At 70.7% G+C, this 11,387-nt stretch carries 10 protein-coding genes; 4 read left to right on the top strand and 6 right to left on the bottom strand.

What is annotated here, in order from left to right; genetic code table 11:
* Positions 1 to 577: 577 nt before the first annotated feature.
* On the top strand, positions 578 to 1,981 hold the full coding sequence (locus tag ACFY3V_RS10045) for a ricin-type beta-trefoil lectin domain protein (RefSeq protein ID WP_389771917.1): 1,404 nt from the start codon (positions 578 to 580) through the stop codon (positions 1,979 to 1,981).
* A gap of 45 nt (positions 1,982 to 2,026) precedes the next feature.
* Complete coding sequence (locus ACFY3V_RS10040) at positions 2,027 to 3,349, top strand: RICIN domain-containing protein (protein WP_362899827.1); 1,323 nt, start codon at positions 2,027 to 2,029, stop codon at positions 3,347 to 3,349.
* Between the two features lie 246 nt (positions 3,350 to 3,595).
* Here the strand turns inward: ACFY3V_RS10040 and ACFY3V_RS10035 are convergent, their stop codons facing one another.
* The 3 genes from ACFY3V_RS10035 to ACFY3V_RS10025 form a co-directional block, all read right to left on the bottom strand.
* On the bottom strand, positions 3,596 to 5,038 hold the full coding sequence (locus tag ACFY3V_RS10035) for a WGR domain-containing protein (protein WP_362899825.1): 1,443 nt from the start codon (positions 5,036 to 5,038) through the stop codon (positions 3,596 to 3,598).
* 69 nt (positions 5,039 to 5,107) lie between these two features.
* Complete coding sequence (locus ACFY3V_RS10030; protein WP_350945291.1) at positions 5,108 to 5,764, bottom strand: DUF998 domain-containing protein; 657 nt, start codon at positions 5,762 to 5,764, stop codon at positions 5,108 to 5,110.
* Positions 5,765 to 5,992: 228 nt separating this feature from the next.
* On the bottom strand, positions 5,993 to 6,667 hold the full coding sequence (locus ACFY3V_RS10025) for a hypothetical protein (RefSeq protein ID WP_389771913.1): 675 nt from the start codon (positions 6,665 to 6,667) through the stop codon (positions 5,993 to 5,995).
* Between the two features lie 135 nt (positions 6,668 to 6,802).
* On the opposite strand from ACFY3V_RS10025, the gene ACFY3V_RS10020 reads away from it, so the two are divergent.
* Both ACFY3V_RS10020 and ACFY3V_RS10015 read left to right on the top strand, forming a co-directional pair.
* Positions 6,803 to 7,969: a sensor histidine kinase gene (locus ACFY3V_RS10020; RefSeq protein WP_389771910.1), complete on the top strand. Its 1,167-nt coding sequence runs from the start codon at positions 6,803 to 6,805 to the stop codon at positions 7,967 to 7,969.
* Positions 7,970 to 7,995: 26 nt separating this feature from the next.
* On the top strand, positions 7,996 to 8,637 hold the full coding sequence (locus tag ACFY3V_RS10015) for a response regulator transcription factor (protein ID WP_362899819.1): 642 nt from the start codon (positions 7,996 to 7,998) through the stop codon (positions 8,635 to 8,637).
* Between the two features lie 193 nt (positions 8,638 to 8,830).
* Here the strand turns inward: ACFY3V_RS10015 and ACFY3V_RS10010 are convergent, their stop codons facing one another.
* From ACFY3V_RS10010 to ACFY3V_RS10000, 3 genes are all read right to left on the bottom strand, one after another.
* The gene (locus tag ACFY3V_RS10010) at positions 8,831 to 9,994 is read right to left on the bottom strand and encodes a 4-hydroxybenzoate 3-monooxygenase (protein WP_389771906.1); all 1,164 of its coding nucleotides are present in this window, start codon (positions 9,992 to 9,994) and stop codon (positions 8,831 to 8,833) included.
* 139 nt (positions 9,995 to 10,133) lie between these two features.
* The gene (locus tag ACFY3V_RS10005) at positions 10,134 to 10,880 is read right to left on the bottom strand and encodes an IclR family transcriptional regulator (protein WP_389771903.1); all 747 of its coding nucleotides are present in this window, start codon (positions 10,878 to 10,880) and stop codon (positions 10,134 to 10,136) included.
* Between the two features lie 57 nt (positions 10,881 to 10,937).
* The gene (locus tag ACFY3V_RS10000; RefSeq protein WP_350945288.1) at positions 10,938 to 11,381 is read right to left on the bottom strand and encodes an SRPBCC family protein; all 444 of its coding nucleotides are present in this window, start codon (positions 11,379 to 11,381) and stop codon (positions 10,938 to 10,940) included.
* Positions 11,382 to 11,387: the final 6 nt, after the last annotated feature.

The raw sequence follows: 11,387 nt of genomic DNA, 5'->3' as shown, positions 1-11,387 counted from the left end.
GATTTCCTGACAGCGCATCCTGACAACGTCGAGCTCTGGACCGTTCCTCCCAGGGCTTCTACCGTAAACAAACTTTCCATTTTTTACGGGAGCTCACATCGGTCCGCACGAACATGAGACCGGTGCTGTGATGCTTTTTTTACTGCTTGTATTGACCAAGGAACGAAGTCTGTCCTAAGGTCCGGGCAAGCGAAAGCCTGCCGTGAAGGGACTCCCATGACTCGCTTTCCTGACGCCGTGTGGCGGCGGGCGCGGTGGCCGCGCCCCGCTCCACCACCCTGACGACACCCCCTCATGAGCGGGAGGCACACCGACCGTCTCCCGCCCGTGAGGGCTCCCGTTCTCCCTGCCGTATCCGTCGCGGCAGGGCCCAGGACGCGCCGAGCAGCGCGTGCCGCCGCATGGCGATCCGTTCCGGGGACACCGTCCGGCCGCCCGCGAAAGGCACGCTCTCCGCGTCCGGCACCGCCCGCATGCCCCCCGCTCGTCCGGGTCGTGACGTCACGCGCACGTCACGTCCCCGCCCGGGCGTGACGTCACCCGCACGTCGCCTCCCAAGACGGAAGGAAATCCGCGCATGGACACAGGACAGCCGCCTCCCCGGCGCCGTCGCATGTCGCTCCCGGCCACTCTCGGCGGGATGTTCACCGTCGTCGTTCTCGCCCTCGCCGGCGTGACCACCGCGTCCCCGGCCGCCGCCGCCACCGGGCAGATCACCGGCATCGGCGGCAAGTGCGTCGACGTCGCCGCGGCCAACACCGCGAACGGCACCCCCATCCAGCTCTACGACTGCAACGGCACCGCGGCACAGCAGTGGACCCGCAACGGCGACGGCACGGTGCGCGCGCTGGGCAAGTGCCTGGACGTCACCGCCGCCGGAACCGCCGACGGCACCCCCGTCCAGCTGTACGACTGCAACGGCACCGCGGCGCAGCAGTGGGCCTACAGCGCCGCGAACGACCTGGTGAACCCGGCCGCAAACAAGTGCCTGGACGCCACCGGCCAGTCCAGCGCGAACGGCACCCGCCTGCAGATCTGGACCTGCGGCGGCACCGCCAACCAGAAGTGGAACGCCCCGAGCGACGGCGGCACCACGCCCCCGCCCGCCGGCAAGATGGCCGGAGCCCCATACCTCTACATGGGCTGGGGCAACCCGCCGAGCCCGGCGACGATCATGAGCACCACCGGGGTGAAGTCCTTCACCATGGCGTTCATCCTGTCCAGCGGCGGCTGCAACCCCGCCTGGGACGGCGCGAGGCCGCTGACCGGCGGCGCCGACCAGGCCGCGATCAACCAGATCAAGGCCGCGGGCGGCAGCGTCCAGGTCTCCTTCGGCGGATGGTCGGGCAACAAGCTCGGCCCGAACTGCTCCACCCCGGCCGCCTACGCCGGAGCGGTGCAGCAGGTGATCAACGCCGTCGGCCCCGCGGTCGTCGACTTCGACATCGAGAACACCGACGAGTTCGAGAACTACACCGTCCAGGACCGCATCCTCAACGGCCTGAAGATCGTCAAGCAGAACAACCCGAACGTCAAGATCGCCGTCACCTTCGGCACCGGGGTGAACGGTCCCACCGCGGCCGGCATCCGCCTGATCAACCAGGCCAAGGCGCTCGCCGTGCCGATCGACAACTACACGATCATGCCGTTCAACTTCGGCGCCTCGAACATCTACAACGCCACCGTCAGCTCCTCCGAGGGCCTGAAGAACGCACTCAAGGCCGCCAACGGCTGGACCGACGCGCAGGCGTACGCCCGCATGGGCATCTCCGGCATGAACGGCCTGTCGGACCAGGGTGAGCTGACCACCACCCAGGCCTGGACCCAGATCCGCGACTGGGCCAAATCCAAGGGCCTGACCCGCTTCGCCTACTGGGCGGTCAACCGCGACCGTCCCTGCCCCGGTGGCAACGCCTCCTCCGAGTGCAGCGGCATCTCCCAGCCCAACTGGGAGTTCACCCGTATCACGGCCGGCTTCTAGACCGTGACCTCCCTCCAGCGGACACCGGTTAGAAAGGAACAGCCGATGATCGTCACCAGCCCGGCACCCCCCACCGGCCCTCGCCCCGTGCGGACGCGGTTCGCGCGGATCGGCGGCCTCCTCGCCGCGACACTCCTCGCCCTCGGCTCCGCCACACTCGTCCCCTCCCAGGCCGGGGCACAGGCCACCGCCGCCCAGACCGCCACCCGGCAGGCTCTCGCCGCCCCGGCCCCCGGCCCCCTCGTATGGTCGGACGAGTTCAACGCGGCCTCCGGCACCGGCCCCGACAACGCCAAATGGCGCCGGGACGTCGGCGGCGGAGGCTGGGGCAACAACGAGCGGCAGTACTACACGTCCGGCAACGAGAACATCGCCCACGACGGCGCGGGCAACCTGGTCATCACCGCGCGCAAGGGCAACCCCGCGGGACACGGCTGCTGGTACGGCTCGTGCGAGTACACCTCGGGCAAGCTGACCACCGCCGCGACCTTCACGCGCGCCTACGGCCGCTTCGAGGCGCGGATGAAGCTCCCCAGGGGCAAGGGCATGTGGCCCGCGTTCTGGATGCTGGGCACCGGAGGGGCCCAGTGGCCCGCCAACGGTGAGATCGACATCATGGAGAACGTCGGCAGCGTCCCCGGGCAGGTGCTCGGCAGCCTCCACGGCCCCGGCTACTCGGGGGGCAACCCGCTGAGCGGCAGCTACAACCTCCCCGCGGGCCAGGCCTTCGCCGACGCCTTCCACACCTTCACCGTCGACTGGGAGCCCGGCGCGGTGACCTGGTACGTCGACGGCGTCCAGTACTCCAGGAAGACCCCCGCCGACACGCGGGGCAACCCCTGGGTCTACGACCACCCGTTCTTCATGATCCTCAACCTCGCCGTCGGCGGGAACTGGCCGGGCTCGCCCGACGCCTCGACCACCTTCCCCCAGCAGCTCACCATCGACTACGTCCGCGTCTACGCCCCGCCCACCGGCGGTGGCCGTACGGGACAGATCACCGGCATCGGCGGCAAGTGCGTCGACGTCGCCGCGGCCAACACCGCGAACGGCACCCCCATCCAGCTCTACGACTGCAACGGCACCGGCGCACAGCAGTGGACCATGGGCACCGACGGCACCGTGCGCGCCCTGGGCAAGTGCCTGGACGTCACCGCCGCCGGAACCGCCGACGGCACGCCCATCCAGCTGTACGACTGCAACGGCACCGCGGCACAGCGGTGGACCTACAGCGGGGCCCGGGATCTCGTGAACCCGGCCGCCAACAAGTGCCTGGACGCCACCGGCCAGTCCAGCGCGAACGGCACCCGCCTGCAGATCTGGACCTGTGGCGGCACCGCCAACCAGAAGTGGAACGTCCCGTCCTGACCCGCTCCGGCGCGGGCCGGAACCGTCCCCCTCGGTTCCGGCCCGCGCCGGGCCTGTCCCGCTGTCACCGGCCGCCCGCGACAGGTCCTCCCCGTCCTCCCGATCCGCTTGAGACGCCTCGGGAGGCATGCTCGGTACCGACATTCCCGGGTGGGAAAAGCTCCCCGGATACGCCAGGGCGGCCCGGCGCCTCACGGCACCATGACAAGATCTCGTCGACGTGGTGAACGCCTGCCCGACGGGAGATCAGAGCAGGCGCCTGATGTCGCCGTACGCGCGGTAGAAACCACCCCGCTCGGAGAAGCGGACGCCCTCCACGAGGTAGCGGGCCCCTGCCTCTCTGACCTCCTTGGGGAACTGCACGTTCCGCCGCACGTCGTAGCCCTCGCTGACGACCCGCACCCGGAGCCGCTCGCCCTCGCGGAAGCACTCGAGCACCACGCCGTCGCCGGTGTCCGGAACGGCGTCGAACACCACGGTCTCCAGCACGGCGGTGGGCTCCACCACCGCCAGCCCGGCGGACGCCTTGACGTCGACCGCCTCGGGGAGGGTGCCGTCCTGGGCCGCCCTGATCGCCTCCTCGGTCGCGTCGATGCAGGCCAGGGTGCCGTCGGTGGTGACGATGTAGAGGCGGTCGTCGAGATACTGCATGGAGAAGGCGGAACCGCAGCCGGTGGCCAGCTTCCACAGGCGCTCGCCGCTCTGGTCGAAGCAGTAGATCGAGGAGTGGTTGTCTCCGGCGAAGACGTACCGGCCGCCGGGGGCGGTGGCGCAGGAGAAGACGGTGGCGTCGCAGCGGTAGACCGCCTGGGAGGCGCCGTCGGACTTGCGCAGGCGGTGCACGGTGGAGCGCGAGGTTCCCGCGTAGACCGAGTCGGCCTCCTGCCAGCCGAAGAGCACCGCGCCGGTGAGGGGCGTCTCCCAGACCGGCGCTCCGTCGGCGGCGTCGTAGCGGGCCACCCCGGTGGAGTGGCCGTGGTAGACGGCCTCGTCGTCGCAGCGGACCATCCAGGCCGAGTCGCCCCTGCCCTTGCGTGCCCACTGGAACTCGTCCTCGTGGTCGATGGTGGTGATCCGCCCTGCCCGGTCGGAGACGCCGAGCACACCGTCGTGGATGTCCAGCCAGTAGATGTCGACGTCCTCGGCGATCTCGTACGCGACCCTGGGAACCTTGCCGCCGAGGTCGTAGACCTTGCCGTCGTCGGCACCCGCGTAGATCCAGAAGTCGTCGCCGACGATGCACTTGACCCCGTCCGGCAGCTTGAAGCGGCCGGTGACGGTGCCGCCGTGGGTGACGGTGTAGACGTCGCCGCGCTGGTTGCCGACCCAGCAGCGCTCGGAGTCGACGAAGATGCCGAACGCCGCCGCGCCGCTGGCGAAGCGCCACAGCACCGGCGCCTGGGTGGCGGTGGAGCGGGTGCTCTCCACGCTGCGCCGGGTGACCGCGCGGCGCTGGCGCACCCCCCGGACCGCGGGGGCGTATCCTCTGCGGACCTTCTCGTTGATCTTCTTCGCGGCGGCCGCCTCCGCCTTCGCCTCATTGGCGAACGCCGACGCCTTGGACTGGCCGGACTCGCCGATGCGGCCGTATCTGATCGTCACCTCGGTCCCGTCGACCACGACCTCGTAGAACTTGTGCGAGCTTCCGCCGTCCTCGGACAGTTCCAGGTAAGTGCTCCGCGCGGCCATGCTCCACCTTCTCGATCGATCGACTTTCCGGGAGCGTAGGGCAGCCGTACGACAAACCGGGAACGAGGGTCAGGCTCGGGCGGCCGCCGGGAGCGGACGGCGGACGCGGCCGCGCCGGGCACCGGCCACCATCCCCAGCATGGCCAGCACCGCCACCTCGAAGCCCACCACCAGCCGCTGGGTCACCCCCGCGGGGATGTCGTCGTTGGTCAGGTCCACGCCGAACACCCGCACCGCGTACGGGAGGACCACCAGGACCAGCACCCCCATCGCGGCCAGGCTGAGCAACCGGACCGCGCGGGCGTACGGGCTGGTCGCGTACCGCCTGGCGAGGAGCAGCCCCGCGATCGGCATGGTGAGGAAGGCCACGAACGCCGCGTACCTGTGGATGCCACCCGACATCGAGAGCGGCACGCCGGGCTCGTCGGTGGGGAAGGCTCCGATCAGCAGCATGCACAGGCCCCAGACTCCGACCAGCAGCGCCACCGCACGGTCCTCCCCGCGCCGGGCCAGCACCGCCCCGATGATCGTCGCCGCGGCGGCGAAGAGCGTGAGCGACAGGGGCAGCAACCAGCCGTCCGCCTCGAACGCGTACTCGCTGATCACGGTGTGCACCGGATCGAGGCCGGTGACCACGTGCAGCCCGAGCATCGCGGCGGCCCCGGCGCCGATCGCCGCGTAACCACCGAAGACCATCGCCGATCCCGTGAACGCCTGACTTCCCATGCCTCAACGATGGCGACGAGGAGAATGACGGAACATCGGAGAGAACCCCTCGACATCCCTGAACGATCCCGTAGGGACATCCGGGCCAGGTAGTGCCAACCTTCCCTGGACGGCCCCGGTGTCACCCGTCTGACCTGCGCGAAAACCCGTAATGGTAGGGCGGTCCTCATCAGGGTTCCCCTTGGGGGAGGCCCGTCTCCCGTGAGGGCGCCGGTCGCCGGGAGGCGGTCACACGACGGCCGGTGCGCGGGACGGGTTCCACTCCTCGTCGCTCATCCGGATCATCGCCACGCCCACCGCGCCGAAGACGACCAGCAGGAGAAGCGGGCCCGAGTAGCCGAGCAGCGGATTCCACAGCCGCGCGCCGATCACCCAGACCACCAGCCCGGCGAACACACCGGCCGGGAACCACCACCCGGCCCGGCCCGCGCGGGTGTACGCCACGGCCACCAGGACCAGGCCGAGGAAGGAGCCGAGCATGCCCGGGATCTGCCAGGCGAAGATCAGCGCGGGCTGTGCGGCGTCCTGCAGGATCTTCGTCGCCGTCTCCTCGGGGAGCTGCTGGTAGAGCACGATGTCGAAGAAGTCGGAGATCATCAGCGAGGAGAAGTTGATCAGACCGATCACGGCGGCCGCTCCGGCCAGGTGGGCGAGGACGACCCCTCTGCGCCGGACGAGGTGGACCATGCCGATCACTCCGGGCACCCAGAGCACCCAGGCGTAGTGCAGGAGCGTCGCGCTCACCCCGGCGGCCCCGGGGTTCTCCGCATAGCCGAGGGTGTCCTCGACCCCGAACTCCAGCGGATCGACGATCATGCCCAGCAGCAGGCAGAGTGGGGCGAGGACGAGGCTGACGCCCGCGACCCCGCGACGGAACGCGTCAGGATTGGTGAGTGTGAACATGGCCGGAAAACTACGTACCGCACCGCTCACCGTCGTCAATGCCTGCCTTGACCCGCAATCACCCCAAAGGCGGATGTCAACCTTCTTCCCCGCCCCTTACCCTCACGCCATGCCGCACCTCCCTCCCGCCGCCTCATGAGCCGTCGTCTCCCGCCCACCGCCGTCGACTGGCTGATCGCGGCGGTGATGGCCGCGTTCGGGCTCGCCGAGGAGCTCGGCGCGCGCGCGTCGCCCTTCGACCACGAACGGTCCCCGCTGTGGCTGGTCGCGGTGATGGCCGCGGCGGCCCTGGTGCTCGTACGGCGCCGTGCCCCGTTCACGGTCCTGACCGTCTACTCGCTGGCGAGCGCGGTGAGCTTCGCGTACTTCGGCGACCTCGCCGCCGCCTGGCAGTTCTACACCCAGCTCATCCTGCTGTTCACCCTGGTCAGCGAGGTTCCCCTCCGAGACCTCAGGACCGTGCTCGGGCTCGTGGTCACCGGGCTCTTCGTCGGGTCGATGATGCTCGCCGTCGACCACCCCTTCGGCCCCGGGGACATGGCGGTGGCCGTGGTGATGACCTCCATCGCCGGCGGAACGGGCTTCGCCGTGTGGCGGCACCGGCAGGTCGCGGTCCAGGCGCGAGAGCACGGCGAGTTGCTCGCCCGTGAGGCCGTGGCCGAGGAGCGCACCCGGATCGCCCGCGAGTTGCACGACGTGGTCGCCCACAGCGTGAGCGTGATGGTCATGCAGGCCGCCGCGGCCAGGCTGATGCTCCGCCCCGACCAGCTGGTCGAACGCGAGACGCTCACCGTGGTGGAGGAGGCCGGCCGCGAGGCGGTCGAGGAGCTGCGCCGCATGCTCGGCCTGCTGCGCACCGACTCCGGCGAGGACGGGCTCGCCCCGCAGCCCAGCCTGGCCCGGCTGGAGGATCTGCTGGAACAGGTGCGCGCCGCCGGGCTGGAGGTGCGGCTGACCGTGCGGGGCGAGCCCCGGCCGCTCTCGGCGGGACTGGAGCTGTCGGCCTACCGCATCATCCAGGAGGCGCTGACCAACACGCTCAAGCACGCGGGCCCGGCACGCGTCGCGGTCACCGTCTCCCACCTGCCGCGTACGCTCAACCTGGAGGTCGTCGACGACGGCCCCAAAGACGGCCACATCGGACTCCAGGGCGCCGGGCACGGCCTGATCGGCATGCGGGAGCGGGTCGCGCTCTTCCACGGGCGGCTCGCCACCGGGCCGCTGAAGGGCGGCGGTTACCGCGTCAGCGCCTCGTTCCCGCTGGCCGTACGGACCACCGCAGGGGACGAACTCGCCCGTTGAGCGGGAGAATCCGGGCAGGAGGCCGAATGACCATCACCGTGGTAATCGCCGACGACCAGGCCGTGATACGCCGCGGGCTCCGGCTCATCCTCGGCACCCAGCCGGACATCCAGGTGATCGGCGAGGCCGCCGACGGGCGCGAGGCCGTGGAGACGGCCGGACGCCTCGGCCCCGACCTGGTACTGCTCGACATCTCGATGCCCCGCCTGTCCGGCATCGCCGCGGCCCGCGAGCTCCTGGCCGGCCAGGACCCGCCCAAGGTCCTCATCCTGACGACGTACGACACCGACGAGAACCTCGACGGGGCCCTGCGCGCGGGGGTGAGCGGCTTCCTGCTCAAGACCTCGCCGCCCGAGCAGTTGTTCACCGCGATCCGCACGGCGGCGCGTGGCCTGGGCACCCTGGACCCTGCCGTCACCGCCCGGGTCATGGCGGGCTATGTGGGCACCCCCGCGCTCCCGCCGACCGTCACCCCTCGGGAGCGGGAGGTCCTCACCCTGATCGGCCGCGGCCTGAACAACTCGGAGATCGCCGCGACCCTCTTCGTCGCCGAGTCCACGGTCGGCACCCACGTCAACCGTCTGCTCGCCAAACTCGCCCTGCGCGACCGTGTCGAGGCGGTCAGGTACGCCTACGAGCACGGCCTCGTCCGCCCCGGCGAGCGCTGATTCCGACGGGCGCGGAGTCCGGCAGGTACTGAGTCCGGCGGGCGCAGAACGCCCTCCCGCCGTCACCCCGGAGGCGGACGTCGAACAGCCGGGACCGCTTCCCCCTCCGGCGCCGCGACGGGCCGCACCGGCGGGGACACGGAGGAGCGGCCCGCCCGTGTGACGTGGCGTGGGCTCGCGAGGGGACACGGGCTCAGGAGTCGAAGGGCAGGCCGACGTAGTTCTCCGCGAGCGTGGTCGCGGCGGCCTCCGAGGAGGTGACGTAGTCGAGGTGGGAGGTCTGCAGGCGTCCCCCGTAGGGGTCGTCGGCGTCGAAGGTGTGCAGCAGCGTCGTCATCCACCAGGAGAAGTGCTGGGCACGCCAGACGCGCCTGAGACAGTCGGCGGAGTAGGTGTCCAGCAGCCCGGTGGAACCCTTCGTGTAGAACTCGTCCAGTGCCCTGGTCAGCAGCCGGACGTCGGCGACGGCCAGGTTGAGCCCCTTCGCCCCGGTGGGCGGCACGATGTGGGCGGCGTCCCCGGCGAGGTAGAGGTTGCCGTGGCGCATCGGCTCGGCGACGAACGAGCGCATCGCCGACAGGTCCCTGGAGATGATCGGCCCCTCGGCGAGCGTGAACCCGGGTACCGTCTCCAGGCGTGCCCGCAGTTCGGCCCAGATCCGCTCGTCCGGCCAGTCGTCGAGCGAGGCGTCCGGCGGCACCTGGAGGTAGAAGCGGCTGATCTCCTCGGAGCGCATGCTGTGCAGCGCGAAACCCCGGTCGTTACGGGAGTAGATCAGTTCCTCGGACGACGGTGGGACCCTCGCGAGGATGCCGAGCCAGGCGAACGGGTAGTCACGCCGGAAGACCGACAGGACGCCCTCGGGGATCGACGTCCGCGAGACCCCGTGGAAGCCGTCGCACCCGGCGATGACGTCGCAGTCGAGACGCTCGCCCCCGAAGGTGAGGTAGGGGTCCTTCTCCAGCGAGTGCAGCGCGACGTCGGGGACGTCGAAGAAGATCTTCCCGCCGTCGGCGAGCCGCCGGGCGATGAGGTCCTTGACGACCTCCTGCTGCCCGTAGACGGTGATGGCCCTGCCGGGGACCAGCTTCTCGAACGCGATGCGATGCCCGGCTCCGCCGTAGCGCAGCTCGATGCCGTGGTGCGGCAGCCCTTCGGCGCGCATCCGGTCGCCGACCCCCGCCTCGTTGAGCACGTCCACCGTGCCCTGCTCCAGCACCCCGGCCCGCACGCGCTGCTCGACGTACTGTCTGCTCCGCGCCTCCAGGACCACCGAGTCGATGCCCCGCAGGTGCAGCAGATGGGAGAGGAGCAGCCCGGCGGGTCCCGCGCCGACGATCCCGACCTGAGTTCGCATGCGTCGAGCATCGCGTACCGTCCGCCCGCGCATACCGCCCCCTTCCGCTCAGCGGAAAGCGACGAGAAAAGCTCCGCTCGGCGGGGGGAACGCCGCACTCGGCGGAAGGAGGGGGAACCGGGGAGGCGAGGACGGACGCTCAGCGGAGCACGGCGACGAGGTCGCGGGAGAGCGCGGCGGCCGCGGTCAGCACGACCGGTGCCAGCCGTCGCGGATCGGCGGTGTGCCGCCAGGCCACCAGCGACAGCGCCGCCACCACCCGGCCGCCCGCGCCCCGTACCGGCACCGCGACCGAGCAGGTGCCGACCGACATCTCCTCCTGTGTGCAGGCGATCCCGGTCCTGCGGACCTCCTCCAGCTCACCGCGGAGCCGCGCCGGGTCCACCACCGTGTTCGGCGCGTGCGAGGTGAGCCCTCCGGCGAGCACCCGCTCCACCGTCTCCGGATCCGCGAAGGCGAGCAGCACCTTTCCCACTCCGGTCGCGTGCAGCGGCAACTCCCCCGCCACGCGCGAGACGACCGGCACGGAGGTGGGCCCGCGCAGTCGCTCGACGTACAGCGCCCGGTCGTCGCGGAGCACCGCGAGCTGCACGTTCTCGCGGGTGGCGGCGTAGAGGTCCGCCATGTACGGCAGGGCGAGCTCGCGCAGCTCCCTCGGCTCCGCGGCCTGGGCACCGATCTGCCACAGGAGCATCCCTATCCGGTAGGAGCCGTCGGGGAGCCGTTCCACGAACCCGCCCTCCGCCAGCTCCTTGACCAGCCGGTGGCCGGTGGCGGGAGGCAGCTCGGCGCGACGGCAGATCTCGGTGAGTGTCAGCCGCACGTCTCCCGGCAGGAACGCGCCGAGGATGGCCATGACCTTCCCGGTGACCGTGGGCGCCCTCACGTCTCCCACCCTAGATCCTCACCCGCCGCCCCCACGGCGGTGATCGTGAAGGCGAGCCTAGGAGGCGGAGGCGAGGCGGGCGGCGAGGATCCCGGCGCGGGCGAGCTGCACCTCTCGGGCCTTCTTCGCGGCGTAACCCAGCATCGGCCTCGCCCAGGCGTGCACCACGAGGATGTCCTCGACCTCGGTGCCCCCGTTCTTCTCGCTGAGGGTGAACCGGTAGTCCAGGCGCACCCCTCCGGGACTGTCGACCTCACCCTCGACGGTCCGCGGCGTGCTCCGCAGCGTCACCTTGATCATGTTGTCGTACTTGACGAGACCGAAGAACCTGAACCGCTCCACCGAGGTGTAGCGGGTCTCCGACTCCCCCTGCTCGACGTCCTTGACCGCGACCACCATCGGCGAGAGGCCTACGTAGCTCTGCGGCTGGCTCAGGTGGGCACGGACCGCCGCCGCGGTGTTCTGTACGTGGAAGGTGTTGCGCAGTGTGACCTTTGGCATCTTGTG

This window comes from Streptosporangium sp. NPDC000095, assembly GCF_042899335.1.
GTDB lineage: Bacteria > Actinomycetota > Actinomycetes > Streptosporangiales > Streptosporangiaceae > Streptosporangium.
The sequence above is the reverse complement of the archived record's forward strand: the minus strand, read 5'-3'. Positions and strand labels throughout refer to the sequence as shown.